Consider the following 25,346-nt stretch of genomic DNA (forward strand, 5'->3'; position numbering starts at 1 on the left):
CAATGAAGAAGACCACGCTCTCCGCGGCCGCGCTTCTGGCCGTCGGGACCCTCGGACTCGCGGGATGCTCCTCGGCTGACGCCGAGGCGGAGGCCTCGACGTCCTCGTCCGAGCAGGCCGCCGAGGAGACGGTCGAGCCCCAGGACATCACCCTGTGGCTGGCCGGCACCGACACGCCCGAGGCGCTCATCGAGTACCTCAAGACCGAGTACACCGACGTGAACGGCGGCTCCCTCACCGTCGAGCAGATCGGCTGGGGCGACCTGATCTCGTCGCTCACCACCGCGCTGCCCGACTCGGAGAACACGCCCGACGTCGCCGAGGTCGGCAACACGCAGGCCGCGACGTTCACCACGGTCGGCGCGTTCATGGACCTCACCGACTACTACGACGAGTTCGGCGGCGACTCGCTGCTGCCCGGCTTCGTCGAGGCCGGCTCGATCGGCGACCAGGTCTACGCCCTGCCGTACTACTTCGGCTCGCGCGCGGTGTTCTACCGCTCGGACATCTACGAGGCCGCCGGCGTCGAGGTGCCCACCACGCTCGAGGAGTACACCGAGGTCAACGCCTCGATGAAGGAGCAGGGCCTCGGCGGCGCCTACCTCGCGGGCCGCGACTGGCGCTCGGGCATCTCGTGGATCTTCGCCAACGGTGGCGAGATCGCCGAGTACGACGGCTCCGAGTGGCACGCCTCGCTGTCCTCCGACGCGTCGATCGCGGGCATGGAGATGTGGCAGGACCTCTTCGAGACCGGCAACGTCGCGCAGTCCACGGACGACGACACCACCACCTACTCGGCGATCAACGACGAGTTCCTCTCCGGCACCCCCGCATCGTCCACGCTCGCCCCGTCGTGGGCCACCTGGACGCTCGGTGACTACGACGAGGAGACCGAGGGCTACGTCTGGAACCCCGAGACGTTCGGCGTCTACGCGCTCCCGGGCGTCGACGGCGGCACCGCTCCGGTGTTCGCGGGCGGCTCCAACATCGGCGTCTCCGCGGCCACGCAGAACGTCGAGGGCTCGCTCGACCTCATGGGCATCATCTTCTCCGACGAGTACCAGACGATGCTCGCCGAGAACGGCATGGGCCCGGCCAACCTGGACTACGCCGACATCTACGCCGAGAACAGCTACTTCGAGGGCGTGAACGCCGTGGCTCTCGAGGCCGCGTCGAACGCGAAGCTCACCCCCGCCGCCGCGGGCTGGGCGTCCATCGAGGAGGCCGGCATCATGGAGGACTACTTCCAGGCGGTCGCCGAGGGCGGCGACGTCGCCACCTTGGCCGCTGAGGCCGACGCCAAGATCGACGAGCTGATCAACGGCTAGTAGCAATCCCCGTCGGGAGGTCCGGCGCGCGCACCCCCTCGTGCGCCGGACCTCCCCCGGGAACCCTTCCCGAGAGGCAGTCGTGACCATGACGACCCCTGCGCCCGCCCCCGACACCGTCGGCACGGAGCCCGCGCACCCCCAGACTCCCGCACCCACCCGCTCGCGCCGCCCCCGGCGCTCGAAGCTCCCCCTGTGGCTGATCCTCCCGGCCGTCGGCACCCTGCTCGTCGGCCTGGCCTACCCGGTCACCTGGCAGATCATCAACTCCTTCAAGGAGTACGGCCTGGCCCAGCAGTTCGGTCAGCCCGCCGAGTTCGTCGGCCTGCAGAACTACATCGCGCTGCTCACCGACTCCGTGTTCTGGACCATCGCGATCCGTTCCGTGGTGTTCATGGCGCTGACCGCGCTCATCACGATGGCCATCGGGATCCTCATGGCCCTCCTGATGAAGGCGGTGCCCACCTGGTCCCGCATCGTCCTGCAGGTCGCGATGCTGCTCGCCTGGTCCATGCCGATCGTCGCCCAGATGACGGTCGCCAACTGGCTCATCGACGACCGCAACGGCGTGGTCAACTATGCGCTCTCGCTCATCCCCGGCGTCGACATGGTCGGGCACAACTGGCTCGTCGAGCCGCTCAGCTTCTTCGGCGTCGCGATGACGATCATCGTGTGGGCGTCGGTGCCCTTCGTGGCGTTCTCCGTCTACGCGGGCCTCACGCAGGTCTCCGAGGAGGTCCTCGAGGCCGCGCAGCTCGACGGCGCGGGCCGCGCCCAGACCCTCCGCCTCATCATCATGCCGATCATCCGGCCCGTCCTCGTGATCCTGCTGCTCCTGCAGCTGATCTGGGACCTCAGGGTGTTCGCGCAGATCCAGCTGCTGCAGGACTTCGGCGCGGGAGGCGAGCGCTACGACCTGCTCGGCACCTACATCTACGGGCTTGGCATCGGCCAGAGCCAGTTCGGCATGGCGTCGGCCGCCGCCATGGTCGTGATGGTCCTCACCATCGCGGTCAGCTGGGGCTACGTGCGCAGCATGCTCAAGGAGGACCAGGAGTCATGACCCGCACCCTGCTTCGCGGCTCGGGAGCCGCGCTCGCCGTCCTGCTTGCGGCCGTCTGGGCCTTCCCGGTCTACTGGATGATCAACACGTCCTTCCAGACCCCCGGATCGATCAACCGGCTGACCCCCACGTTCTTCCCGACACACGGGACCCTCGGCAACTACACGGCCGTGCTCGCGGACAACAGCTTCCTCGCGGGCCTGGGCATGTCGGTGACGATCACCGCGCTCGTGCTCGTCGTGTGCGTGGCGTTCGCGACGCTCGCGTCCTTCGCGATCGCGCGCTTCCGGTTCCGCAGCCGTGGCGCGTTCGTGCTGGCGATCATCATCGTGCAGATGCTTCCCGCGGAGGCGATGTTCATCGCGCAGTACAAGATGCTCGCGTCGGCGAACCTGCTGAACTCGGTGCTCGGCGTCTCGATCATCTACCTGGCCATGGTGGTCCCGTTCACCACGTGGATGCTGCGTGGCTTCGTCGCGGGCGTGCCCGTGGACCTCGAGGAGGCCGCGATGATCGACGGCTGCACGCGCATGGGAGCGTTCCGCAGGATCACCTTCCCGCTGCTCGCACCGGGCCTGGTCGCGTCCGGCGTGTTCGCCTTCGTGCAGGTGTGGAACGAGTTCGCGCTCGCATCGATCATCCTGACCGAGAACGAGAAGGCGACCCTGCCGCTGTGGCTGCGCGACTTCGCGCAGACCTCCAACCTGGGCGTCACCGAGTGGGGCCAGGTCATGGCCGGCTCCGTGCTCGTCGCGATCCCCGTGATCGTGTTCTTCATGATCGTCCAAGGCCGCATGGCTCAGGGACTCGTGGGCGGAGCGGTGAAGGGATGACCGCGCTCACCGTGCTCATGCCGGGCTTCGAGGGCACGACGCTGCCCGCGTGGCTCGAGCAGCTTCTCCGCGAGGGCCTCGGCGGGGTGTGCCTGTTCGGCACGAACGTCTCCTCGCCCGAGCAGCTCCGCGAGCTGTGCGCCGCGATCCACGCCGCCAACCCTGACGCGATCATCGCGATCGACGAGGAGGGCGGCGACGTCTCGCGGCTCTACCAGGCGGAAGGATCCCCGTTCCCGGGCAACGCCGTGCTCGGTCGCCTCGACTGCGAGCGGACCACCGAGCGCGTCGGGATCCAGGTCGGCGTCGAGCTGCGCGCCGTCGGCGTGGACCTCACCCTCGCGCCCGATGTCGACGTCAACGCGAATCCTCTCAACCCGGTGATCGGCGTGCGCAGCTTCGGCGCCGACCCTGGCCTCGTGGCGAGGCACGGCGTCGCGTGGACGCGCGGCGTCCAATCGGTCGGCGTGGGCGCGTGCGCCAAGCACTTCCCGGGCCACGGCGACACCGCTCAGGACTCCCACGTGTCCCTTCCGACCGTCGACGCGGACGAGGCGACCGTGCGGGAGCGCGACCTGTCGCCCTTCGCGGCCGTCATCGCGGCGGGCACCGAGACGATCATGTCGTCGCACATCCTCGTTCCCGCGCTCGACGCGGAGAACCCCGCGACGTTCTCGCGCACGATCCTGCGGGGCCTCCTGCGCGACGAGATGGGCTTCGCCGGAGTGGTCGTGTCCGACGCGCTCGACATGCGGGGCGCGTGCGAGGGCATCGGCATCCCCGCCGCCGCGGTGAAGGCCATCCACGGCGGATGCGATCTGCTGTGCCTCGGCACGCGGAACACGGACGACGAGGTGGGCGCGATCGCGGCCGCGCTCGACGAGGCCGTGGTCGCCGGGGCGCTCGCCGCGGAGGATCTTGAGGCCGCGTCGACGCGCGTGCGCGCGCTCGGCGCCTCGCATCGCGAGCGCCGGGTGGAGGTCAACGCCTCGGCCGAGGTGGGCCTGGGCGAGATGACGGGCCTGTCCGCCGCGGACGTGGCCGAGGCGTTCGAGGTCTCGAACGAGGCGGCGGGCGAGCTCGCCCAGCGACGCCCCGTGGCCTGGGTGAGGCTCGAGCCGGCCGCGAACATCGCCGTGGGCACGAGCCCGTGGGGTCCGTTCGCGAACGGTGTCGCACCGACGGCGACGATCGGTCCTGAGGACGATGCGGCGGTGGCCGTGGCCTCGATCCCAGCCGGCTCGCTCGTCGTGGCCGTGGGCAAGGACAACCACCGGCACGGCTTCGCCCGCGAGGCGATCGCCGCGCTGCGGGCGGCTCACCCGACCGTCGCGGTCGACATGGGCTGGCCCGACTCCGCCGAGGGCGTCTGCGACATCTCCACCTTCGGGGCGTCCCGCCTCGCGGGGCTCGCGCTCGCGGGCCTGGTCGGGGGTCGCTGATGCATCTCGGTATCGACATCGGTGGCACCAAGACCGACGCGGTGCTCGTCGACGCCGACGGCGGCGTGCTGCATCGCCATGTCCTTCCGTCGGGTCACGGGCCCGATGAGGTCGTGGCGCAGGCCGTCGCCGCGGTCGCGCGGGTGTGCGACGAGGCGGGCATCGTGGTCGGCGACGCCGCATCGATCGGCGTCGGCATCCCCGGCTCTGTCCTGGGCGGCGTGGTGAGTCACGCGCAGAACCTCGGGATCACGAGGCTGGACCTCGCCGGGGAGCTCGAGAAGGCCTGGGGCGCGCGCCCCGTCGTCGACAACGACGTGAACGCCGGCGCTGTCGGAGCATGGGTCGCGGCCGACGGTGGACTCACCTCGGTCGCGTATCTCAACCTCGGCACCGGACTGGCTGCGGGCCTGATCCTCGACGGCAAGGTGTGGCGCGGCGCGCGTGGCGCCGCCGGAGAGATCGGCCATATCTCGATCGATCCCGCGGGACCGCTCGGTCCTGACGGACTGCCGGGCGGTCTCGAGACGTACGCCTCCGGAAGCGGCGTGGCGCTGCAGTCGGGGGGCGTGCCCGCGGTCGACGTGATCGCGGCGGCAGACACGGACTCCGCGTCGGCCGCGATCCGCGACGGGATCTTCTACGGCGTCGCGACCGCGGTGAGGATGCTCGTGCTGACCCTGGACGTCGAGGAGGTGCTTCTCGGCGGCGGGCTCACCCGCATGGGCGAGCCGCTGCTCGAGGGTGCCCGCCGGGTCATCCGCGGCTGGGAGCGGCAGAGCCCGTTCCTCGCCTCGGTGGACCTGACCGCACGCGTGAGCGTGCTCGACCCCGATATCCCGGTCGCCGCCGTGGGCGCGGCCATGAGAGGAGCCGGACGTGGCTGAGGTCATCCTCGTCGACAGCAAGGAGGCGGCGGGGGAGCTCGTCGCCGACCACATCGCGGGGCTCGTCACCGCGAACCCCGAGGCGGTCCTGGGCGTGGCCACCGGCTCCACGCCGCTGCCGGTGTACGAGGCGCTCGGCGCTCGTGCCGACGCCGGGCTCGACTTCTCGCGCGTCAGCGCCTACGCGCTCGACGAGTACGTGGGGCTCCCCGTGGAGCACCCTGAGAGCTACCGGTCCGTCATCACCAAGGAGTTCCAGGAGCGAGTCGGCGCGAACCCCGCGCTCGTGCACGTGCCTGACGGCTCTCTCGACGGCATCGAGACGGCGGGGGAGCGGTACGAGGCGCTCCTCGCATCGTCCGGCGGGGTGGACCTCCAACTGCTCGGCCTCGGCACGACCGGCCACATCGGCTTCAACGAGCCGGGCTCGTCGTTCGGCTCGCTCACGCGCGTCAAGACGCTCACGGAGCAGACCCGCCTCGACAACGCGCGCTTCTTCGACTCGCTCGACGAGGTCCCGATCCACTGCGTGACGCAGGGCCTCGGCACGATCCTGCGCGCGCGGCACCTCGTGCTGCTCGCGTTCGGCGAGGGCAAGGCGGAGGCGCTCGCCGCGAGCGTCGAGGGCGCGGTGTCGTCGTCCATGCCAGGCTCGGCGATCCAGCTCCACCCGCACGTGACCGTCCTCGTGGACGAGGCCGCCGCATCGGGCCTGAAGAACCTCGACTACTACCGCTGGGCGACGGCGCACAAGCCGCAGTGGCAGGGTATCTAGCGTGAGCCTCGTCGACATCCACTGCCACGGCGGCGGTGGGCACGCCTTCGGCGACACCGTCGAGGGAACGATCGCCGCGCTCCGGGCGCACCAGGCGGCGGGCACGTCGCGGATGGTGGCCTCGCTCGTCACCGAGCCTCTCGACGCGATGGTCGCGAGGATCGCGGTGGTCCGCGAGGCGATGGCGCACGAGCCCGACCTGCTGGGCATCCACCTCGAGGGACCGTTCCTCGCGCCCTCGCGCAAGGGCGCGCACCCGCCGCACGCGCTGATCGATCCGACGCCCGATGCGGTGTCGCGACTGCTCGACGCCGCGCAGGGGACGATCAGGCAGATCACGATGGCGCCCGAGCTGCCGGGGGCGTTGCAGGCCATCGAGCGGTTCGCGGCGGAGGGCGTGGTCGTGGCCGTCGGGCACACCGAGTGCACCGCGGCTCAGGCCCGCGACGCGTTCGACGCCGGGGCGCGGCTGATCACCCACGCGTACAACGCGATGCCTCCCATCTCGGGCCGCGTGCCCGGCCCGCTCGGCGCCGCGCTCGCGGACGAGCGGGTGTTCATCGAGGTGATCGCGGACGGCTTCCACGTCGCGCCCGAGTCGATCGCGCTGCTGTTCTCCGCGGCGCCCGGTCGCGTCGTCCTCATGACGGACGCGATGGCGGCCGCCGCATCGTCCGAGGGCGCCTACATGCTCGGCGAGCTCGAGGTGACCGTCGCGGACGGCAAGGCCGTCCTGACGGGCACCGACACCCTCGCGGGATCGACGCTGCTGCTCGCGCGCGCCCTCGACGTCTGCGAGGAGATCGGGATCCCGCGCGAGACGGCCGTCGAGGCCGCGACGGCCACGCCGCTCAGGGCCCTGGAGGCGTGCGGCTGGCAGGCGCCCGCCTGACCTGCCTCGGGCCTACTTGAAGACGCTCGGGCCTACTTGAAGACGATCGTGCGGTGGCCGTCCAGGAGGACGCGGTGCTCCGCGTGCCAGCGCACAGCGCGCGCGAGGGCGCGGCGCTCGACGTCGGCACCCGTCGCCGTGAGGGACTCGGGCGTGTAGGCGTGGTCGACGCGCTCGATGTCCTGCTCGATGATCGGGCCCTCGTCGAGGTCAGCCGTGACGTAGTGCGCGGTCGCGCCGATGAGCTTCACGCCGCGATCGTGCGCCTGGAAGTACGGGCGCGCGCCCTTGAACGACGGCAGGAACGAGTGGTGGATGTTGATCGCACGGCCCTTGAGCGCGGCGCACATCTCGGGGGAGAGGATCTGCATGTAGCGGGCGAGCACCACGAGCTCGGCGTCCACCTCGTCGACCAGGCTCAGGACGGCTGCCTCGGCGTCCGCCTTCGTGTCCGGGGTCACGGGGATGTGGTGGAACGGCTTGCCGTAGAACTCCGCGAGCGACTTCAGGGTCGGGTGGTTGCCGACCACGGCGACGATGTCGACGGGCAGCGTGCCCGCACGCTCGCGCACGAGCAGGTCGTTCACGCAGTGGGAGGCCTTCGACACCATGACCACGGTGCGCATCCGGCGGCCCGCGACGTCGAGGCGCCAGGTCATGCCGAACCGCTCGCCGAGTGCCCCGAACGCGGCCTCGAGGTCGTCCTGCGCGGACGGCACCTCGAACTCGACGCGCATGAAGAACAGGCCCGTGTCCGCGTCGCCGAACTGCTGCGACTCGGCGATGTTGCCGCCGCGCTCGGCCAGCGTCCCCGACACGGCGTGGACGATGCCGGGGCGGTCGGGGCAGGACAGGCTGAGCACGTAACGGCGGGTCTCGGGCGTGTCTGACATGCCCCCAGCGTAGTGAACCTGTGAGAACCCTCCGAACCGGGACCGCCGGGGTGGTGGCGGGGCACCGTGACCTGTCACCATAGGGCTATGAGCGACGATGCAGACGTCAGGATCGACACGGTCGACGCGGGTCACGCGGGAGAGGTGCTCACGCTGCGGCGCGCGGCCTTCGTCGTCGAGGCCCAGCTGTACAACGACGCGCACATCCCTGCGCTGACGCAGACCCTCGAGGAGCTCATCGAGGACATGGAGTCCGGCTCCACGGTGACGCTCGCCGCCTGGATGGGCCCGCGCATGGTCGGCACGATCCGGGTCGGCATCGAGGGCACGAAGGCGACCATCGGCCGCCTGGCGGTCGCCCCCGACCTGCAGGGCAAGGGCATCGGCGTGCAGCTCGTGTTCGCGGTGCTCGGCTATCTCCCGGAGAACACGTCCGAGGTGTGGGCCTTCACCGGCCAGAACTCCAAGCACAACATCGCGCTGTACAACAAGGCCGGCTACGAGCACCAGTTCGACCAGGTCTCGGGCGACCTCACGTACGCCTACCTGCGCAAGATCCTCGAGTCCGGCGCGATCGTGGACGACGCAGCCGTGGACTGATGTCCTGGTACGAGTCGGTCTTCGTCGACACAGGGCGGGCTCCCGCGCTGTGGCTGATGATCGCCTTCGTCCTCACGTTCGGCCTCACACGGTGGATCACGCGGCGCATCCGCGCGGGCGAGCTCAGGGCCGCGGAGCGCGCGTCCAGGGACGATGCTGCGCCCGGGGAGGACACGGGAGGCGGCCTGTTCTCGAACATCCACCTGGGCGGGGTTCACGTCCACCACCAGGTGTGGGGCATCGTCCTGGTCCTCGTGACCGGGCTGATCGAGTTCCGCTACGCCCCTGACTCCCCGTGGGTCGAGATCCTCGCCGCGCTGTTCGGCGCGGGCGCCGCGCTCGCGCTCGACGAGTTCGCGCTGTGGCTGCACCTCGAGGACGTCTACTGGTCGGCCGAGGGTCGCAAGTCGATCGACGCGGTGCTCGTCGCGGTCGTCCTCGGCGTCGCGATGCTCATGCAGGTCAACCTCTTCGGCCTCGAGGAGCAGACCACGGAGTCCGCGTGGGCGGTCGCGATCGTGCTCGCCCTCCACTTCACGTGGGTGATCATCGCGGTGCTCAAGGGAAAGCTGAAGATCGGACTGGTCGGCATCGTCGTGCCCGTGGTCGCGCTCGTCGCCGCGATCCGCCTCGCCAAGCCCACGTCGTTCTGGGCGCACCGGCGCTACGACGAGGCGCGGATGGAGCGTGCGCGCAGCCGTTTCTCCGACCACTACCAGGCACGATGGGACCGAATTCGCGACTCCATCGGCGGTCAGCACGGCCAACGGCTCCAGACCGCCCTGGACCGCATCGTCCAGGAGGAGATCCACAAGGCGACGGTCGACGAACCGGCGCGCGAAGCATCGTCCAGGTGACGTTCCGGCAAGGCCGGGACGATGCGGCCCGCCGTTGCTAGACTGACGCACGTCGCGACTGGCGCAGTGGGCTACCACGAGGGAGCGGCAACTTCTCAAGACTATTGGTCGTACGCCTGGGCCAAGGTCTCCGGAAAACAACCGGCGGCCCTGTGTCGGCCACACGACACAGCGCCGCCCTGACGGAGGGATGGCCATGGCCACCGATTCCAGCGCCACCGCAGCGGTGATGAACGCCTCGCTGCAGGACTTCGACCCCGAGATCGCCCAGGTCCTCGACCGCGAGCTCGCGCGTCAGCAGACCTACCTGGAGATGATCGCGTCCGAGAACTTCGTGCCGCGCTCCGTGCTCCAGGCGCAGGGCTCCGTGCTGACGAACAAGTACGCCGAGGGCTACCCCGGTCGCCGCTACTACGGCGGCTGCGAGGAGGTCGACGTCGCGGAGAACATCGCGATCGAGCGCGCCAAGAGCCTGTTCGGCGCCGAGTATGCGAACGTCCAGCCGCACTCCGGCGCGACCGCGAACGCGGCCGTGCTGCACGCGCTCGCCAAGCCGGGCGACCGCATCATGGGCCTCTCGCTCGCCCACGGCGGCCACCTCACCCACGGCATGAAGCTCAACTTCTCCGGCAAGCTCTACGAGGTCTCCGCGTACGGCGTGGACGACACGACGCACCTCGTCGACATGGACAAGGTCCGCGAGCAGGCGCTCGCCGACCGCCCCGACGTCATCATCGCCGGCTGGTCGGCCTACCCCCGCCACCTCGACTTCGCCGCGTTCCGCGCGATCGCCGACGAGGTCGGCGCGAAGCTGTGGACCGACATGGCGCACTTCGCGGGCCTCGTGGCCTCGGGCCTGCACCCCTCGCCCGTTCCCCACTCGGACGTGGTTTCCACGACGATCCACAAGACCATCGGCGGCCCCCGCTCCGGCATGATCCTGTCGCGCGACATCGAGGCGTACGGCAAGAAGCTCAACTCGGCCGTGTTCCCCGGCCAGCAGGGTGGACCGCTCATGCACGTCGTGGCCGCGAAGGCCGTGGCCCTCAAGGCCGCCGCGGGCGCCGAGTTCAAGGAGCGCAACGAGCGCGTCCTCGAGGGCGCGCGCATCCTTGCCGAGCGCCTCGTCGCGCCGGACGCCATCGAGGCCGGCGTCAACGTCGTCTCGGGCGGCACCGACGTCCACCTGGTGCTCGTCGACCTGCGCAACTCGCCCATGAACGGCCAGGAGGCCGAGGACCTGCTGCACTCGGTCGGCATCACCGTGAACCGCAACGCGGTCCCGAACGACCCGCGCCCGCCGATGGTCACCTCGGGGCTGCGCATCGGCACGCCGGCGCTCGCGAGCCGCGGCTTCGGCGCCGAGGAGTTCACCGAGGTCGCCGAGGTCATCGCGACGGCGCTCAAGGGCGGCGCGGACGTTCCCGCGCTGCGCGCGCGCGTCGCGAAGCTCGCCGAGGACTTCCCGCTGTACGACGGGCTCGCTCAGTGACGGCTGGGGCTCCTCAGAGGCTCGACGGCAAAGCCACCGCGGCCGCCATCAAGTCGGAGCTGGCGGAGCGCGTCGCCGCGCTGGCGGCGAAGGGCGTGAAGCCGGGCCTCGGTACTCTTCTTGTTGGCGATGACCCGGGTTCCACCTGGTACGTCAACGGCAAGCACGCGGACTGCGCCGAGGTGGGCATCGCGTCGATCCGGGAGGACCTTCCCGGCGATGCGAGCCAGGCCGACATCGAGGCCGCCGTGGATCGCCTCAACGCGGATCCCGCATGCACGGGTTTCATCGTGCAGCTGCCGCTGCCGAAGGGCGTCGACACGAACGCGATCCTCGAGCGGATCGACGCGGACAAGGACGCCGACGGGCTGCACCCGACCAACCTCGGTCGCCTGGTGCTGCGCGTGTCCGAGGAGGTCACGTCCTCGCTGCCGTGCACGCCCAAGGGCATCATCGCGCTGCTCGAGCGCCACGGGATCGACCTGAAGGGCAAGGAGGTCGTGGTCATCGGCCGCGGCACCACGGTGGGCCGGTCCATCGGCCTGCTGCTGACCCGCAAGGCCGTGAACGCCACGGTGACGCTGTGCCACACCGGTACCGCTGACCTTGCCGCCCACACCCGTCGCGCCGACGTGATCGTGGCTGCCGCTGGCGTGCCCGGCATCGTCTCGGGAGACATGGTCAAGGACGGCGTGGTGCTCGTGGACGTCGGCGTGAGCCGCGTCACCGACCCGGAGACCGGCAAGAGCCGCGTCGCAGGCGACATCTCGGCCGACGCGGTGGCCAGGTCCTCCTGGTACTCGCCCAATCCTGGTGGCGTCGGTCCCATGACCAGGGCCATGCTGCTGGCCAACGTCGTCGAGACCGCGGAGCGCGCGCTCTAGCCTCTCCTCGCAGCCTGCGTGCCTGCTGGCGGGACATGAGAGTCGGATTCGAGCGATCCGCAACCTTCATGTCCCGCCAGCGCGCCGCTGACTGTCCACGGCGGGAGGGGCCTCTCTGTCAGTGATGGCAGGTACCCTCGTGGCCATGAGAATCGCCTCCGTCAACGTCAACGGCGTCCGCGCCGCCGCACGCAAGGGCATGTCCGACTGGCTCGACCCGTCGGGCTGCGACATCGTCTGCATGCAGGAGGTGCGCGCGCCTCTCGAGACCACCGCCGAGCTCGTCGGCGAGGGCTGGCACGTGGTCGAGGACCCGTGCCTCATCAAGGGTCGCGCGGGTGTCGCGATCGTCAGCCGTGAGCCCCTGACCGACGTCGTCGTCGGCGCCGACGCGCTGGGCGACGGCATGGACGAGCCCGTGCACACCGGACGCTGGATCGAGGGCACCGCCGCGTCCCCGTCGGGCCCGGTCCGCATCGTCTCCGTCTACATGCACTCCGGCACCGTCGGCACCCCCAAGATGGACCAGAAGTACGCGATGCTCGAGGCGATGACCTCGCGGCTCGCGACGCTGCTCGCCGAGCACGAGCGCGTCGTCGTGATGGGCGACATCAACATCGCTCACACCGAGAACGACATCAAGAACTGGAAGGGCAACCTCAAGTCTGCGGGCTTCCTGCCCGAGGAGCGCGCCTACCTGGACCGCTGGTTCGAGGCCGGGTGGGTGGACGTGCATCGCGCGCTCGAGGGGCCCAAGCCCGGCCCGTACACGTGGTGGTCGCAGCGCGGGCAGGCCTTCGACAACGACGCCGGCTGGCGCATCGACTACCAGCTCGCGTCGCGGGTCCTCGCCGATGCGGCCACCGACGTGCACGTCGCGCGGCAGGCGTCGTGGGATGCGCGCTGGACCGACCACGCGCCGCTCGTCGTCGACTACGCGCTGTAGCGCCGGCGTGCGCGCCTTCGGTGCGGCGTGACGCGGAGCGGGATCAGACCCAGAGGAAGCGGGGCGTCTCGCGGCCCGCGTCGGAGAAGGCCTGCGCCACGTGCTGCGCGGCGAGGCGCGCCTGCGCCTTGCGGACGAGCGCGACGATCGCGCCGCCGTAGCCCGCGCCGCTGACGCGTGCTCCCAGGGCGCCCGCCTTGAACGCGGCGTCGACCGCATAGTCGAGCGTCGGGTCCGAGGCCTCGTAGTCGAGCTCGAGCGAGGCGTGCGAACGGTAGATCGCCTTGCCGATCGCCACGAAGCGCTCGTGGGCGGGGCCGGTGCCGCTGAGCTCGTCGACGACGAGCCGCACGCGGTCGATCTCCGCGGTCACGTGGCGCGCCCGACGGCGCAGGACGGGGTCCGAGATGCCCTCGACCCTGCGGGCCGCGAGAGGCGCGTCGGCGACCTCGCGGAGCGTGCGGGAGCCGAGCGCCTGCGCGGCGGCCGCGACCTCGGTGCGGCGGGTGCGGAACAGCTGCTGGACGTCGCCTCGCGGCACCCCTGTGTCGATCACGAGCAGTCCGAGGCCGTAGTCGCGGAAGTACATCGGGTACGGCTGGGCACCGGTCGGATGCTGCGCGAAGTCCAGGAGCAGCGCGTGCTCGTGGTCGCACCGCAGGATGGTGTGCGGGTCGAGCGCGCCGCACAGGGTCCCGACGGCGAGGTTCTCCGCGTGCAGGCACGCATCGGCGAGCTCGGCGTGGCCGTCGTCACCGTCGAGAGCGAGCCGCCACAGGTCGTTCGCGGCGAGCGCGGTCGCCGCGAGGATCGAGGCCGACGAGCCGAGCCCTGCGCGGGCCGGAAGACACGAGGCGTACGCGAGGTCCATGCCCGGGCCGTCGTAGCCGCGCTCCTGCATCGCCCACAGCAGGCCGATCACGTACTGGGGCCAGCCCTCGACCTCACGGGGTTCGTCGTCGAGCGTGCCCTCCCAGATCGCGCCCGGCCCGTCGAGCGTGTCGCCCTGGTCCGAGACGACGCGCACGCGTCGGTCGTCGCGCGGGCTGGCCGCCACGTAGATGGCGTGGGGAGTGACGGTCGGCAGCGCCAGGCCCTCGGAGTAATCCGTGTGCTCGCCGATCACGGTGACGCGGCCGGGGGCGTGCCACGAGGACGGCTGCTCGGCGCCGAACGTCTCCCTCAGCAGCGCGGTCGCGCGCTTGGACCCCTCAGAAGGCGTCCACGCCTCGACCCAGGTGGGTCCGGAATCGGCTGCGACGCTCACCTTGTCCATCATGCCAGCGATGCCCCCATGCATCCAGGCGTGAGAACATGAGTTATCAGGCTTTCTGATCGGAGGCAGTAGTCATGTCAGCCACCCCTGAGCCCGCCTCGGACGGCGAGGCGAGCGCCGAGACGGCAGAGAATCCCACCGTTCCGCCGGGCGCGCCTCGCTCCTTCCTGGACAGGCTGCGGCGCAATCGGATGGGGGCCCTCGCCGCCGGTCTGGTGGTGGCGGTGCTGCTCGGTCTGCTGCTGTCCGTCCTCGTGCCCAGCGAGCCGAACCTGCTCGCGTACGTGCTGCTCGGGCTGATGGTCACCGTCCTTGTCGGCGCGACCGTGCGCTACCTGAGTCCCGAGCGCGGATTCCTGGATCAGGCCGCTGCCTTCGTCTCCTCCGCGCTGGGCGTGCACCTCATGATCGTCACAGGTGCGGTGAACTCGGCTGGCTCTGGCCTGCTGGAGGACCTCGGCGTGACGGGGCCGGGCTTCGACGACGCGCTCATGGCCGCGCTCGCGGTTCCGATGGTGTCCACCGGGATGCTGCTGAGCGGGCTGGTGGCCGCGATCATCGTCGGCTGGGGGCCCAGGGAGACCGAGGAGCCTCGCCCGTCTCGCCCTGCGGGGTACTGAGCGCGTCGGGCACAGGAGAAGTGGGCAAGCCCGCTAGTTCTCAATCCACCCAGTGGGGTCGCTGTGCACCTGGTCGGGACGTTTTCTGACATAAGCGGGCCGCGCCGGGCGGTGTGTCTCTCGCAACACGCCGCGGAGCCACCACGCGATGTGTCAGAAAGTGTCCGCGCACGCGCCGAATAGCCCGGCAAGCCGACCTGAGCTGCGCCCGTCGTCGGGCGCTCCTAGCGCTTGACCGGGGTGACGCCGAGCGAGCGGCCCGCGAGGCCGCGGCGCCTGCTCGACAGCCTCGAGGCCACGGCGCGGAGCGCGACCGCGGCGGGGGAGTCGGGGTCGGAGATCACGACGGGCGTGCCCGCGTCGCCGGCCTCGCGCGCCGCGACATCGAGCGGGATCTGACCGAGCACCGGCACGTCCGTGCCGAGCGTGCGCGTGAGGTTGCCCGCGACGCGCTCGCCGCCGCCCTCGCCGAACAGGTGCAGGCGGGTGCCGTCGGGCTGATCGAGCCACGCCATGTTCTCGATGACGCCGACGACCGACTGGGACGTCTGGGTCGCGATCGACCCGGCGCGCTCCGCGACGGTCGCCGCCGCAGCCTGCGGGGTCGTCACGACGACGATCTCCGCGTGGGGGAGGAACTGCGCGATCGAGATCGCGATGTCGCCGGTCCCGGGCGGAAGGTCCAGCAGCAGGACATCCAGGTCGCCCCAGAAGACGTCCGCGAGGAACTGCTCGATCGCGCGGTGCAGCATCGGGCCACGCCACACCACGGGCTGGCCCGCGGGCACGAACATGCCGATGCTGACGGCCTTGATCTCGTGCGCGATGGGGGGCAGGAGCATGTCGCCCAGGCGCGTCGGCTGGCCCTCGACGCCGAGCATGCCGGGGATCGAGAAGCCGAAGATGTCAGCGTCGAGCACGCCGACCTTGAGGCCGTCGGCGGCCATCGCCGCGGCAAGGTTCGCCGTCACGGTGGACTTGCCGACGCCGCCCTTGCCCGACGCGATCGCGTAGACGCGCGTCATCGAGCCGGGCTCGTTGAAGGGGATGACGGGCTCGGGCTTGCCACCGCGCAGCTGCGTCTTGAGCTCGGTGCGCTGCTCCTCGGACATGACGCCCAGCTCGACGCGAACGTCGGTGACGCCGTCGACCGACCGCGCTGCCGCCTCGACGTCCGACGTGAGGCGCTCCTTCATGGGGCAGCCCGCGACCGTGAGGTCGATGCCGATCACGGCGAGCCCCGCATCGTCCATCTCGATGGAACGGACCATCCCGATCTCGGTGATGGGACGGCGGATCTCCGGGTCGATGACCTTGGAGAGGGCGGACTCGAGCGCGGGGACTGCAGACATGGCCTCCATCGTAGGCGGTGCCGCCGGGTCCACGTGGCGGCCGTGCGGCTGGTCCTCCCCGGGGAGGACCGTGCCTGGTGGGGGTGTCATCCCGGGGGCTGATCGACGGGTGACGGAATCATCCCCAGGGCCGTTCCGGGCAAACGTGGCACTCGGGTACGTTTTCTGCCAGGCGGGGGGCACAGGGCTCCTCCGGCCTCATGGGGGAAAGTGAGGGGCGGCATGGTCGTCACCTATCTCGTCATCGGCTGCGTCGGTCTGGGGATCGCGCTGCTGGCGCTGATCATCGGGGATCTGTTCGACGTCGCCGTCGACTTCGTTCCGGATGGCGCGCTGTCATCGACCTCGATCGCGGGCACGCTCGCCGGCTTCGGCTTCTTCGGGGCGGCGGCGGTCGGTCTCCTGCCCGACGCCGCTCCGTGGGTCTCGATCCTCATCGCGATCTTCGGCGCCGGCCTCGGCTGGCTGCTCGCGTGGTCGACGGTGCTCGTCGCCCGTCGCCAGGAGCAGCCCGAGGGTGCCGCGAGCCTTGACAACATCGTCGGCTCGACGGGCGTGATCGTCGAGGCCCCGCGAGAGGCGGGCATGGCGGGCACCGTCGCCGTCACGTTCCTCGGCTCGTCGCGGCGCCTGCACTTCCGCTCGCCTGACGAGCTCCGTGAGGGCGACCGCGTCGTGATCGACGCCGTCATCTCCACCACGCAGGTTCAGATCTCCCGGCTCACCGACTGAGCCTGGGCTTCAAGAAAGGCAATCATGGAAACCATCACCATCATCGCGATCGTGGGGGGCGTCGTCGCGGCGCTGGCGGTCGTGGGGGCGATCGTGTCGCGCTACAAGGTCTCCGACCCGGACGAGGCGCTCATCATCTCGGGCTCCAAGTCCAAGGAGGCCGGCGGCGGCACGGTTCCGTCCCGCGTCGTCCTCGGCGGCGGCGGCGTGTTCGTCTGGCCGTTCGTCCAGAAGCACACCTCGATGTCCCTTGAGACCAGGCAGATCGCCTGGACGGTGCGCGAGTCGCCGTCCAGCCAGAACATCCTCGTCAACCTCGAGGGCGTCGCGAACGTCAAGGTCGGCGGCGACGAGCGTGCGGTGCGCGACGCGGCCGAGCGCTTCAACGTCAACCCGAAGAACATCGAGGACTTCGTCACCCAGAACATCGAGGGCGACATGCGCGCCATCGTCGGCACCATGACGGTCGAGGAGATCAACTCCGACCGCGAGACGCTCAAGGACCGCGTCCTGCGCGTCACGGGCGAGGCCTGCGCCGAGTGGGGCCTGGTGCTCGAGGGGCTGAACATCCAGTCCGTCACGACGCCGTCCGGGTACATCAACGACCTGGGCCGCATCGAGGCGGCCGCGGTGCGACGCAACGCGGAGATCGCGGAGGCGAACACTCAGCGCGAGTCCGAGGAGGCCAAGGCGAAGGCTCAGCAGGCGATCGCGGACGCGAACCGCGAGCTCACGCTGCGCATCGCGGCGATCAAGCAGGACACCGACACCGCGGAGGCCAAGGCCAACTCGGCCGGCCCGATCGCCGCGGCCGAGCAGCAGGTGCTCGTGTTCGAGCAGGAGCGGATCGCTGAGAGCAAGCGTGCCGAGGTGACCGAGATGCGCCTCGCATCCGAGGTCAGCAAGCCCGCGGACGCCCGTGCCTACGCGACCAAGGTCGAGGCCGAGGCGCTCGCCGCGGCGCAGGTGGCCAAGGCAGAGGCGAACGCCACGACCGAGCGCCTCGAGGGAGACTCGCAGGCGGCGGCCAACAGGGCCCGCGGTGAGGCGGAGGCCGCGGTCACGCAGGCCAAGGGTGCCGCCGAGGCGACCGCGATCGAGGCCAAGGGCAAGGCCGAGGCCGCCGGTATCGACGCCAAGGCCGAGGCCTACAGGAAGATGCCCGAGCAGGGCTTCATCGAGGTCGTCCTCGACGGGCTGCCCGGCGTGATCCGCGAGGCCTCCGCGCCGATGGGCGCGATCGACAACCTCACGGTCGTCTCGACCGAGGGCGCGGGCGCGCTCACCAAGACGGTCGCGAGCACCCTCACGCAGGGCCTCGAGGTCATCAAGGGCACCACGGGCATCGACGTGCTCGGCATGTTCTCCAAGGACACCGAGACGGCGAACGGGGTCGCGATGGGCGACTTCGGCGCCGCGCGCGCCGCGCTCGTCAAGGCCGAGGCGTCGGCCGACGCAGCGTCGGCGGACAAGGACGCGCCGGTCCAGGAGTAACGGGCCGGCAGCAGGCGAGGGGTCACCCGCGGGGGACCGGAGCGATCCGGGGTGGGTGGCCCCTTCGTCATGCCAGGACGATGCGAGGGCCGGGACGATGCGGGGTCAGCGACGCTTCCTGCGGGGCGTCGTGTCCTCGGCCTCGTCGGGGTCGTCGCCATCGTCGTCGTCGCGCAGCTCCTCGAGCAGTGCTCGCAGCTCGGAGCGCACGAAGTCGCGCGTGGCGGTCTCGTTGATCGCCTGGCGCAGCGCCGCGACCTCGCGGGCAAGGTACTCGGTGTCCGCGAGCGAGCGCTCGGTCCGCTGGCGGTCCTGCTCGGCGGCCACGCGGTCGCGGTCGTCCTGACGATTCTGCGCGAGCAGGATCAGGGGCGCGGCGTACGAGGCCTGGAGGGACAGCATCAGCGTGAGCGCGGTGAAGCCGTTCGCGGCGGAGTCGAAGCGCAGGTGGTCGGGCGCCCACACGTTCCAGGCCAGCCAGACGATGCAGAAGATCGTCAGGTAGAAGATGAAGCGCGGGGTGCCGAGGAAGCGTGCGATGCCTTCCGAGATCTTGCCGGCGCGGTCGGGGCTCGAGGCGGAGCGCGCGCGGCGGCGGAAGAAGCCGCGCTCGTCGCCCTTGGGCTTGTCGAGGCGGAAGTCAGCCACGGGCCACCTCCGGCTCCGGCCCGGAGTCCTCGTCGAAGTGGTCGCGCCAGTCGCTCGGCAGCAGGTGGTCGAGGACGTCGTCGATCGAGACCGCGCCGAGCAGGCGTCGCTCGTCGCTGACGACGGGCAGGGCGAGGATGTCATAGGCGGCCATGCGGCGAGCGACCTCGGGAAGCCTGTCGTCGGGGTCGAGCGGCGAGATCGCCTGGTCCACGTAGGCGCCGATCGCGTCGTGAGGCGGCTCACGCAGGAGCCGCTGGATGTGCACGAGCCCGACGTAGCGGCCGGTGGGCGTCTCGAGAGGTGGGCGCACCACGAACACCATCGAGGCGAGCGCGGGCGGGAGCTCCTGCTTGCGCACGGCCGCGAGGCAGGCCGCCACCGTCGTCTCCGGCCCGACGATGACCGGCTCCGTCGTCATGAGACCGCCCGCGGTGTCGTCCTCGTAGCCGAGCAGCTGCTCCACGTTCTTGGCGTCCTCGGGCTCCATGAGCTCGAGAAGCGCGGCGGCCTGCGTCTCGGGAAGATCTCCCAGGAGGTCGGCAGCATCGTCCGGGTCCATCGCCTCGAGGACATCGGCCGCGCGCTCCGAGCGGAGCGTCGAGAGCAGCGCGATCTGGTCCTCCTCGGGCAGCTCCTCGAGGACGTCGGCGAGCCGCTCGTCGTCCAGGGCCGCAGCGATCTCGGCCGAACGCGACGGCGACATCTCCATGAGCGCGGCCGCGAGGTCGGCGGGCTTGTGGTCCTCGAACGACTCGATGACGAGCGCGGCGCCCTGGTTCTTGTCCCGCGTGGACAGGCCCGTCACCTGGTCGACGTCCACGACGAGGGCCTCGCCGCGGCGGGAGAAGCCCAGAACGCCCTTGCGCCGCTCCGCGCGGCGCACGTACAGCTTGGTGACGTGCCACGTCCTGGTGCGGTCGGGCTCGATCGCGAGGTCCTCGACGTACGCGGTGGTCTTGTCCGACTTCAGGCGCACGCTGCGCTCGAAGACCTCCGCGATCGCGAGGGTCTCTCCTGCACGCGCCTTGAATCGGCGCAGGTTGATGACGCCCGTGCAGATGACCTGGCCGGGCGAGACCGAGGTGACGCGCGTGAGCGGCATGAAGACGCGGCGTCGTCCAGGGACCTCGACCACGAGTCCGACGGCCGTCGGGGAGCCGCCGCTGCGGCGCACGAGCAGCACGACGTCGCGGACGCGGCCCACGGCATCGCCCAGGGGGTCGAAGACGGTGGTGCCGGCCAGTCGTGCGACGTAGACGCGCTCGCTTCCGGTGCTCATGGGACAACCTTAGCCAGGCGGGGCCGTCGTCACAGGTACATCGGTCGAGGTGCGTGCGGCTTTCGGGGTGGCGACGGCGGTGACCTTCGCACTGACTGGCACCGGCTCGAAGGTGCCGATACATCCGAGACTGGCACTTGCGACAGGGTGCCGGTTGCCGCCAGCATGAGTCCATGCTCACCGCCGCCCAGCAGCTCACCGCCGTCCTCGACCACTGGCAGTCGGGTCGCGGGCCGCTGTACCAGCAGCTGGCCGACGCGATCGTCGCGCTTGCCGAGTCCGGCTCGCTCGAGCATGGGACGCGTCTTCCCTCCGAGCGGGCGCTCGCGGCCGAGCTGCACCTGTCCCGCAACACCGTGACCGCCGCCTACCAGCAGCTGCGCGAGTCCGGCTGGCTCGAGGTCAAGCCGGGCGCCGCGCCGCGCCTCGGATCGCTGTCGCGCGGCGTGATGGCGCTGTCCGCGCAGGACCGCTTCAGCAAGATCCTCACGGGACGCTACGAGCCTCTCGTCGCCTTCAACACGGCGTCGCCGCCGCCCGCGCCGATCGTGACGGAGGCGCTCGCGGACCTGCCGACCTTCGTCGGAGGGAGTCCGACGGTCGGCAACGGCTACGCGGCGCTCGGCGACCGCGACCTGGTGCTCGCGGTGACCGATCACCTTCGCGCGCACGGCGTGCCCGCACGGCCCGACGAGGTCGTCATCACCTCGGGGGCGCAGCAGGCGCTGTGGCTCGTCGTGACGATGCTCGGCGGCGCGACCAAGCCCGTCGCCCTGGAGTCGATCACCTACCCGGGCGTCTTCGACGCGGTTCAGGCGTCCGGCACCCGGCCTCTCGCGCTGCCGATGCGGGATGCGGGCCTCGACGCGACGGCCGCCGCGAAGCTGCTGCGCGCGAGCCGCCCCGACCTCGCGTACCTCACGACGTTCCACAACCCCACCGGCACCGCGATGAGCGAGGAGTCCGCGCTCGAGGTCCTTCATGCCGCGGCCGCGGTCGGCACGACCGTGATCGACGACCGCACGATCGGCGATCTCGCGCTCGACGGCCGTCCGCGTCGTCCGCTCGCGTCGTACGGCTCGGGCGCCTCGGTGATCACCGTCGGCGGCATGTCCAAGGTGTTCTGGGGAGGCCTGCGCATCGGCTGGCTGCACACCAACGCGACCCTGGCGGCCCAGCTGCGTCACCGGCGCGCCGCGATGGACCTCGGCTCGCCCGCCGTGTTCCAGCGGATCGCCGCGCGGCTGCTCAAGGACCACTACGAGGAGACGCTCGCGTGGCGCATCGGCGAGCTGCGGGAGTCCCTCGCGGCGACCCGCGGCGCGGTCGAGGAGCACGGGCTGGACTGGTCGTGGCACGAGCCCGAGGGTGGGCCCTCCCTGTGGGTCGAGCTCGGCGAGGGCAACGCCGACCGCTTCGCCGAGAGGTCGGACGCGGCGGGAGCCCCCGTCGCTCCAGGCTCGGCGTTCGAGGTCATCCCTGGAGCGGCGACCGGTCACTTCCGCCTGCCGTTCTACCTCCCGCCCGAGCAGATGCGGCTGGGAATCAAGATGCTCGCCGAGCGCGCCGCCTGACCCGGGTCCCGCATCGTCCGCGTCAGCGCGCGTCCGAGCCCTCGCATCGTCCCTGGTCTGCTCCTAGGCTGGAGGTGACCAGGAGGCGACGATGCTGCTGTTCTACATCGACGAGTGCGGCGACACGGCGGCGCGAGCGCCGCGCCACAGCTCGCATGGGACGCCGAGCGACCTGTTCGTCCTCGCGGCCGTCGGCATCCACGACTCGTCGCGCGAGCTGCTCGCGCGCGAGCTGATCGGGATCAAGCGGCGGTACTTCCCCGCGAGCGTCGGGGCCGAGGACTGGGGCCGCTCGGAGATCAAGGGACGGTTCCTCACGCACTCGACGCGTCTGCATGGGCACGAGCGCGTGCGGTTCCTGCCCGAGGGGTGGCGGGAGGCGGACGACCCCGCCGTCATGGACAACTTGCTGGTCGACCTGGCTCAGGTCTTCGCGAAGTTCAAGCCGCTCATCTTCACCGCGCTCGTGGACAAGGTCGCCCTGCGGCAGTCGGGCGAGGACATCGACCCGCTCGCCGTCGCCTACACGCGGCTCTACGAGCGCGTGGCGCTCGTGCTGGATCAGGTGAACCGCGGTGAGGGCGCGCTGTTCGTCGCGGATCAGCAGGACGAGCACGAGGCCTACTTCAAGTCAGGCGCGATGTACGCCGCGCGCGCCGAGCTCGAGAAGAAGGAGCGCAACCGGCCCCGCCTGGAGCCCGTGCTCGACAAGCCGCTGTGGATCGACTCGCACTTCAGCACGCTCGACCGCGAGATCATCCAGCTCGCGGACATCGTCGCCTACTCGGTCTACGAGTGGTACGAGCGGCAGGAGCCGCCCGCCGAGAAGCAGTACCTGTGGCGAGCGATCGCGCCGTGCTTCGCCGCCCACTGGAAGGCGCAGAAGACGCACGGCGCGGGCATCATGGTCTACCCCGAGCTTGAGGCGTACCCGCGGATCGAGCCCCTGCCGGAGGGCTAGCCTGCGGCTCCCGTCAGCCGGACCGACTCGACGCGCGCGTCGGCGTCCAGCGCCGAGTGCACGGTGATGATCTCGTCTGCGCGGGCCTCCTCGGCGAAGGCCTCGAGCCCGCGGCGGACCTGGTCGGGCGTGCCCGCGACCGCACGCGACATCATCGCGGCGATGTGCTGACCCTGCGCCGTCCCCAGGAACTCCTCGATCTCCGCGTCCGAGTAGTCGCGGGCCGTGGGGCCGCGCTTGATGAGGCGGCGCACCCGGTCGCGTCGCGCGGCGGCGAACATCTCCCGCGCCGCGTCGCCGTCCTCGGCGGCCACGACGTTGAAGCCCGCGATCACGTAGGGCTCGGGGTGCTCCTCCGAGGGCTGATAGGTGTCGCGGTAGACGGCGACGGCCTGGTGCAGCGCCTGCGGCGCGAAGTGCGAGGCGAACGCGTAGGGCAGGCCGAGCGCGGCCGCGAGCTGCGCGCCGAACAGGGACGAGCCGAGGATGTACAGCGGCACGCGCGTGCCCGCGCCGGGGGTCGCCCTGATCCCGTCGGGACGGGTCTCGCCCGCGAGCAGGCCGCGCAACTCGGCGACGTCGTCGGGGAAGCGGTCCGCTGCGGCCGGGTCCGAGCGCAGCGCGCGGTAGATGGACTGGTCGCCGCCGGGTGCGCGGCCCAGCCCCAGGTCGATGCGGCCAGGGTGCAGCTCGGCGAGCGTGCCGAACTGCTCGGCGACGGTCAGCGGCGAATGGTGGGGGAGCATCACGCCGCCCGAGCCGAGCCGGATCGACGAGGTGTGCGCCGCGACGTGCGCGACGAGCACCGCGGGCGCGGACGAGGCGATCGACTCCATGTTGTGGTGCTCGGCGTACCACACCCGCTCGTATCCCGCGGTCTCGGCGGCTCGCGCGAGGTCGACGGAGTGGCTCAGCGAGTCGCGTGCCGTGCCGTGGGGCGGAATGGCGGCGAGGTCGAGCAGGGACAGCTTCACGGGCATGGGTGCGCCTCTCGGGTCGGGGATCCGAGAGGTCCAACGCGGTGGGGCCCGCGCATCATCCCGGCAGGACGATGCGCGGGCCCCGGCTCGCGTTCGGGCGCTCAGCGCGCGACGGCTCAGCGCGCGACGGCTGAGCGCTCGACGGCTCAGCGCGCGAGGCGCGCCATCCAGGCCTCGATCTCGTCGGGCGTGCGGGGCAGGGCGGCGGAGAGGTTCTCGTAGCCGTCCTCGGTGATGAGCACGTCGTCCTCGATGCGGATGCCGATGCCGCGCAGCTCCGCGGGGACCGTCATGTCGTCGGACTTGAAGTACAGCCCGGGCTCGATCGTGAACACCATGCCGGGCTCGAGGACGCCCTCCATGTAGTGCTCGCGGTTGGCGAGCCCGCAGTCATGCACGTCGATCCCGAGGTGGTGCGAGGTCGAGTGGACCATCCAGCGGCGGAACAGCTTCGCCTCGGGGTCCTCGTGGTCGGGGACGATCCCCATCTCGACCAGGCGCTTCTCGATGACCTCCATCGCGGCCGCGTGGACGTCGAGGAAGCGCGCGCCGGGCTTCGCGACCGCGAATCCGGCGTCGGCGGCCTCGAGCACGATCTCGTAGATCTGGCGCTGGACCGGCGAGTAGGTGCCGTCGATGGGCAGGGTGCGGGTCACGTCGGCGGTGTAGAGGCTCTCCATCTCGACGCCGGCGTCGAGCAGCAGCAGGTCGCCGCTGCGGACCTGGCCGTCGTTGCGGATCCAGTGCAGCGTGGTGGCGTGCGGGCCCGAGGCCGCGATGGTCTCGTAGCCGACGCCGTTGCCCTCCTCACGGGCGAGGCCGTCGAAGGTGGCCTCGATGACGCGCTCGCCGCGCTTGTGCTCGCTCGCGCGGGGAAGCTCGGGGACCACGCGCTCGAAGCCGGCGATGGTCGCGTTGACGGCGTCGCGCAGCTGCTGGATCTCGTACTCGTCCTTGACGAACTTCATCTCGGCGAGCGCGACGGCGACCTTGTGCTTGGGGTGCTTGGCGACCTTGATGTCGGCCGGAAGGTCCGCGAGGTCCGCGGTCGCGATGCCCGTCATGGCGGCGAACTCGGCCAGCCCGGGACGGCGACCGATCCAGAACTCACCCGAGCGCGGATCCGCGTAGAAGCCCTCATCTCCCGCGACAGCCGGGGGAATAAGGTACAACATCGCATCGTGTCCGTCGTCGGTGGGCTCCATCACGAGGACCGCGCCGGGCTCGTGGTCGGCGCCGAGGCCCGTGAGGTACGCGAAGTCCGACGCGGGGCGGAAGCGGTAGTCGGTGTCGTTCGAGCGGACCTTGAGGTCGCCCGCGGGCACGACGATGCGCTTGCCGGGGAACCGCGCGCTCAGGCGCGCGCGGCGCTCGGCCGCGTAGGGCGCCGCCGCGATCAGCGTCGTCGTGGCGGCCTCGGGCTCCGCCCAGCCGCCGGCGAGGAACTCCTTGAACGCCGCCGAGTTGGGGCGCCCGGTGCGCGCCTTGTTGAGATCGTCCTTGTCATCGTTCATGGAGCAATCGTCTCACCCGGC

General features: G+C 71.0%; 24 protein-coding genes and 1 riboswitch. Of the genes, 17 read left to right on the top strand and 7 right to left on the bottom strand.

All coding sequences use genetic code 11. The features are described 5' to 3' along the window. Positions 1-2 precede the first annotated feature (2 nt). The 7 genes from AOP78_RS02090 (at position 3) to nagA (ending at position 7,220) form a co-directional block, all read left to right on the top strand. Positions 3-1,328, top strand: coding sequence for an extracellular solute-binding protein (locus tag AOP78_RS02090; RefSeq protein WP_062200875.1), 1,326 nt, complete (start codon positions 3-5; stop codon positions 1,326-1,328). Positions 1,329-1,416: 88 nt separating this feature from the next. Next, positions 1,417-2,391, top strand: coding sequence for a carbohydrate ABC transporter permease (locus tag AOP78_RS02095; protein WP_062201674.1), 975 nt, complete (start codon positions 1,417-1,419; stop codon positions 2,389-2,391). Then, positions 2,388-3,224: a carbohydrate ABC transporter permease gene (locus tag AOP78_RS02100; RefSeq protein ID WP_062200878.1), complete on the top strand. Its 837-nt coding sequence runs from the start codon at positions 2,388-2,390 to the stop codon at positions 3,222-3,224. The genes AOP78_RS02095 and AOP78_RS02100 overlap by 4 nt, the downstream gene beginning before the upstream one ends. Next, positions 3,221-4,666 carry a beta-N-acetylhexosaminidase gene (nagZ, locus tag AOP78_RS02105; RefSeq protein WP_062200880.1) on the top strand — a complete coding sequence of 482 codons (1,446 nt, stop codon included), beginning with the start codon at positions 3,221-3,223 and terminating at the stop codon, positions 4,664-4,666. The genes AOP78_RS02100 and nagZ overlap by 4 nt, the downstream gene beginning before the upstream one ends. Next, complete coding sequence (locus AOP78_RS02110) at positions 4,666-5,553, top strand: ROK family protein (protein WP_062200883.1); 888 nt, start codon at positions 4,666-4,668, stop codon at positions 5,551-5,553. Before nagZ ends, AOP78_RS02110 begins: the two co-directional genes overlap by 1 nt. Then, the gene (locus AOP78_RS02115) at positions 5,546-6,328 is read left to right on the top strand and encodes a glucosamine-6-phosphate deaminase (RefSeq protein WP_062200885.1); all 783 of its coding nucleotides are present in this window, start codon (positions 5,546-5,548) and stop codon (positions 6,326-6,328) included. Before AOP78_RS02110 ends, AOP78_RS02115 begins: the two co-directional genes overlap by 8 nt. Position 6,329: 1 nt before the next feature. Beyond that, positions 6,330-7,220, top strand: a complete 891-nt coding sequence (gene nagA, locus AOP78_RS02120; RefSeq protein ID WP_062200887.1) for an N-acetylglucosamine-6-phosphate deacetylase — start codon at positions 6,330-6,332, stop codon at positions 7,218-7,220. Positions 7,221-7,252: 32 nt separating this feature from the next. On the opposite strand, the gene purU is transcribed toward nagA, so the two are convergent. Beyond that, positions 7,253-8,113, bottom strand: a complete 861-nt coding sequence (gene purU, locus AOP78_RS02125; protein WP_062200890.1) for a formyltetrahydrofolate deformylase — start codon at positions 8,111-8,113, stop codon at positions 7,253-7,255. A gap of 87 nt (positions 8,114-8,200) precedes the next feature. Here purU and AOP78_RS02130 point away from each other — a divergent pair, with 87 nt between their 5' ends. From AOP78_RS02130 to AOP78_RS02150, 5 genes are all read left to right on the top strand, one after another. Continuing rightward, on the top strand, positions 8,201-8,713 hold the full coding sequence (locus AOP78_RS02130) for a GNAT family N-acetyltransferase (RefSeq protein ID WP_062200893.1): 513 nt from the start codon (positions 8,201-8,203) through the stop codon (positions 8,711-8,713). Further along, positions 8,713-9,570, top strand: coding sequence for a hypothetical protein (locus tag AOP78_RS02135; protein ID WP_062200896.1), 858 nt, complete (start codon positions 8,713-8,715; stop codon positions 9,568-9,570). The genes AOP78_RS02130 and AOP78_RS02135 overlap by 1 nt, the downstream gene beginning before the upstream one ends. 44 nt (positions 9,571-9,614) lie before the next feature. Beyond that, a riboswitch (ZMP/ZTP riboswitch) is annotated at positions 9,615-9,699 on the top strand. A 67-nt stretch (positions 9,700-9,766) separates the two neighbouring features. Further along, complete coding sequence (gene glyA / locus AOP78_RS02140; protein ID WP_062200898.1) at positions 9,767-11,062, top strand: serine hydroxymethyltransferase; 1,296 nt, start codon at positions 9,767-9,769, stop codon at positions 11,060-11,062. Next, on the top strand, positions 11,059-11,946 hold the full coding sequence (locus AOP78_RS02145; protein ID WP_062200901.1) for a bifunctional methylenetetrahydrofolate dehydrogenase/methenyltetrahydrofolate cyclohydrolase: 888 nt from the start codon (positions 11,059-11,061) through the stop codon (positions 11,944-11,946). The genes glyA and AOP78_RS02145 overlap by 4 nt, the downstream gene beginning before the upstream one ends. A gap of 145 nt (positions 11,947-12,091) precedes the next feature. Beyond that, entirely contained in the window at positions 12,092-12,892 is an 801-nt protein-coding gene (locus AOP78_RS02150; protein WP_236685261.1) for an exodeoxyribonuclease III, read from the top strand. 43 nt (positions 12,893-12,935) lie between these two features. On the opposite strand, the gene AOP78_RS02155 is transcribed toward AOP78_RS02150, so the two are convergent. Further along, the gene (locus AOP78_RS02155; protein WP_160297583.1) at positions 12,936-14,159 is read right to left on the bottom strand and encodes a galactokinase; all 1,224 of its coding nucleotides are present in this window, start codon (positions 14,157-14,159) and stop codon (positions 12,936-12,938) included. An 83-nt stretch (positions 14,160-14,242) separates the two neighbouring features. Between AOP78_RS02155 and AOP78_RS02160 the strand changes: the two genes are divergently transcribed. Further along, positions 14,243-14,788 carry a hypothetical protein gene (locus AOP78_RS02160; protein ID WP_062200908.1) on the top strand — a complete coding sequence of 182 codons (546 nt, stop codon included), beginning with the start codon at positions 14,243-14,245 and terminating at the stop codon, positions 14,786-14,788. Between the two features lie 224 nt (positions 14,789-15,012). Here the strand turns inward: AOP78_RS02160 and AOP78_RS02165 are convergent, their stop codons facing one another. Beyond that, entirely contained in the window at positions 15,013-16,140 is a 1,128-nt protein-coding gene (locus AOP78_RS02165; protein WP_236685262.1) for a P-loop NTPase, read from the bottom strand. A gap of 222 nt (positions 16,141-16,362) precedes the next feature. Between AOP78_RS02165 and AOP78_RS02170 the strand changes: the two genes are divergently transcribed. Next, a complete protein-coding gene (locus AOP78_RS02170) occupies positions 16,363-16,872 on the top strand; it encodes a hypothetical protein (RefSeq protein ID WP_062200912.1) in 510 nt (169 codons plus the stop codon). 24 nt (positions 16,873-16,896) lie between these two features. Then, positions 16,897-18,366, top strand: a complete 1,470-nt coding sequence (locus AOP78_RS02175) for a flotillin family protein (RefSeq protein WP_062200915.1) — start codon at positions 16,897-16,899, stop codon at positions 18,364-18,366. A 105-nt stretch (positions 18,367-18,471) separates the two neighbouring features. On the opposite strand, the gene AOP78_RS02180 is transcribed toward AOP78_RS02175, so the two are convergent. Then, positions 18,472-19,014 carry a DUF1003 domain-containing protein gene (locus AOP78_RS02180; RefSeq protein ID WP_062200918.1) on the bottom strand — a complete coding sequence of 181 codons (543 nt, stop codon included), beginning with the start codon at positions 19,012-19,014 and terminating at the stop codon, positions 18,472-18,474. Continuing rightward, on the bottom strand, positions 19,007-20,296 hold the full coding sequence (locus tag AOP78_RS02185) for a magnesium transporter MgtE N-terminal domain-containing protein (RefSeq protein WP_062200920.1): 1,290 nt from the start codon (positions 20,294-20,296) through the stop codon (positions 19,007-19,009). Before AOP78_RS02185 ends, AOP78_RS02180 begins: the two co-directional genes overlap by 8 nt. Positions 20,297-20,469: 173 nt before the next feature. Here AOP78_RS02185 and AOP78_RS02190 point away from each other — a divergent pair, with 173 nt between their 5' ends. Together AOP78_RS02190 and AOP78_RS02195 are read left to right on the top strand one after the other, a co-directional pair. After that, a complete protein-coding gene (locus tag AOP78_RS02190; RefSeq protein WP_062200923.1) occupies positions 20,470-21,870 on the top strand; it encodes an aminotransferase-like domain-containing protein in 1,401 nt (466 codons plus the stop codon). A gap of 91 nt (positions 21,871-21,961) precedes the next feature. Continuing rightward, positions 21,962-22,831, top strand: coding sequence for a DUF3800 domain-containing protein (locus AOP78_RS02195; protein WP_062200925.1), 870 nt, complete (start codon positions 21,962-21,964; stop codon positions 22,829-22,831). Here the strand turns inward: AOP78_RS02195 and AOP78_RS02200 are convergent. Next, positions 22,828-23,811 carry an LLM class flavin-dependent oxidoreductase gene (locus tag AOP78_RS02200; RefSeq protein ID WP_062200927.1) on the bottom strand — a complete coding sequence of 328 codons (984 nt, stop codon included), beginning with the start codon at positions 23,809-23,811 and terminating at the stop codon, positions 22,828-22,830. The two genes, AOP78_RS02195 and AOP78_RS02200, sit on opposite strands and share 4 nt — an antisense overlap. A gap of 146 nt (positions 23,812-23,957) precedes the next feature. After that, positions 23,958-25,325, bottom strand: coding sequence for an aminopeptidase P family protein (locus AOP78_RS02205; protein WP_062200930.1), 1,368 nt, complete (start codon positions 25,323-25,325; stop codon positions 23,958-23,960). Between the last annotated feature and the right edge of the window lie 21 nt (positions 25,326-25,346).

The sequence above is a fragment of the Demequina salsinemoris genome, assembly GCF_000974805.1.
Taxonomy (GTDB): Bacteria; Actinomycetota; Actinomycetes; order Actinomycetales; family Demequinaceae; genus Demequina; species Demequina salsinemoris.

Coding starts and splice junctions, on each gene's coding strand:
- AOP78_RS02090 (WP_062200875.1), top strand. CDS start 3: ATGAAGAAGACCACGCTCTCCGCGGCCGCGCTTCTGGCCGTCGGGACC.
- AOP78_RS02095 (WP_062201674.1), top strand. CDS start 1,417: ATGACGACCCCTGCGCCCGCCCCCGACACCGTCGGCACGGAGCCCGCG.
- AOP78_RS02100 (WP_062200878.1), top strand. CDS start 2,388: ATGACCCGCACCCTGCTTCGCGGCTCGGGAGCCGCGCTCGCCGTCCTG.
- nagZ (WP_062200880.1), top strand. CDS start 3,221: ATGACCGCGCTCACCGTGCTCATGCCGGGCTTCGAGGGCACGACGCTG.
- AOP78_RS02110 (WP_062200883.1), top strand. CDS start 4,666: ATGCATCTCGGTATCGACATCGGTGGCACCAAGACCGACGCGGTGCTC.
- purU (WP_062200890.1), bottom strand. CDS start 8,113: ATGTCAGACACGCCCGAGACCCGCCGTTACGTGCTCAGCCTGTCCTGC.
- AOP78_RS02130 (WP_062200893.1), top strand. CDS start 8,201: ATGAGCGACGATGCAGACGTCAGGATCGACACGGTCGACGCGGGTCAC.
- AOP78_RS02135 (WP_062200896.1), top strand. CDS start 8,713: ATGTCCTGGTACGAGTCGGTCTTCGTCGACACAGGGCGGGCTCCCGCG.
- glyA (WP_062200898.1), top strand. CDS start 9,767: ATGGCCACCGATTCCAGCGCCACCGCAGCGGTGATGAACGCCTCGCTG.
- AOP78_RS02150 (WP_236685261.1), top strand. CDS start 12,092: ATGAGAATCGCCTCCGTCAACGTCAACGGCGTCCGCGCCGCCGCACGC.
- AOP78_RS02160 (WP_062200908.1), top strand. CDS start 14,243: ATGTCAGCCACCCCTGAGCCCGCCTCGGACGGCGAGGCGAGCGCCGAG.
- AOP78_RS02165 (WP_236685262.1), bottom strand. CDS start 16,140: ATGTCTGCAGTCCCCGCGCTCGAGTCCGCCCTCTCCAAGGTCATCGAC.
- AOP78_RS02170 (WP_062200912.1), top strand. CDS start 16,363: ATGGTCGTCACCTATCTCGTCATCGGCTGCGTCGGTCTGGGGATCGCG.
- AOP78_RS02175 (WP_062200915.1), top strand. CDS start 16,897: ATGGAAACCATCACCATCATCGCGATCGTGGGGGGCGTCGTCGCGGCG.
- AOP78_RS02185 (WP_062200920.1), bottom strand. CDS start 20,296: ATGAGCACCGGAAGCGAGCGCGTCTACGTCGCACGACTGGCCGGCACC.
- AOP78_RS02190 (WP_062200923.1), top strand. CDS start 20,470: ATGCTCACCGCCGCCCAGCAGCTCACCGCCGTCCTCGACCACTGGCAG.
- AOP78_RS02195 (WP_062200925.1), top strand. CDS start 21,962: ATGCTGCTGTTCTACATCGACGAGTGCGGCGACACGGCGGCGCGAGCG.
- AOP78_RS02200 (WP_062200927.1), bottom strand. CDS start 23,811: ATGCCCGTGAAGCTGTCCCTGCTCGACCTCGCCGCCATTCCGCCCCAC.
- AOP78_RS02205 (WP_062200930.1), bottom strand. CDS start 25,325: ATGAACGATGACAAGGACGATCTCAACAAGGCGCGCACCGGGCGCCCC.